Source organism: Sphingobium sp. D43FB (genome assembly GCF_002312805.1).
Classification (GTDB): Bacteria; Pseudomonadota; Alphaproteobacteria; order Sphingomonadales; family Sphingomonadaceae; genus Sphingobium.
On sequence record NZ_NMUA01000244.1, the window covers coordinates 1 to 401 of the forward strand.

The window sequence follows — 401 nt, forward strand, 5'->3', positions numbered from 1 at the left end:
GCCCAAGCACAAGGTGGGGGCCGTCGATTACGGCGCCAAACGCAACACCCTGCGCTGCCTGGCCGATGCCGGCTGCGAGGTGACCGTGCTGCCCGCCACCGCCACCGCCGAGGACATCCTCTCCCACAAGCCGGATGGCGTGTTCCTCTCCAACGGCCCCGGCGACCCGGCGGCGACGGGCGCCTACGCGGTGCCTGCCATCCGCGGCGTGCTGGATGCCGGCACGCCGGTGTTCGGCATCTGCCTTGGCCACCAGCTGCTGGCGCTGGCGCTGGGCGGCCGCACCTTCAAGCTGGACCGCGGCCACCGCGGCGCCAACCCGCCGGTGCAGGACCTGGCCACCGTCCGCGGCGAGATCACCAGCCAGAACCCCGGCACCGCGCTGGACGCCAAGTCGCCGC

General features: G+C 73.8%; 1 protein-coding gene. It reads left to right on the forward strand.

Annotation, left to right across the window (positions count from 1 at the left end):
- Positions 1-401, forward strand: a 401-nt coding sequence (locus SxD43FB_RS24220) for a gamma-glutamyl-gamma-aminobutyrate hydrolase family protein (protein ID WP_176482930.1), incomplete at both ends; no start/stop codon positions are given.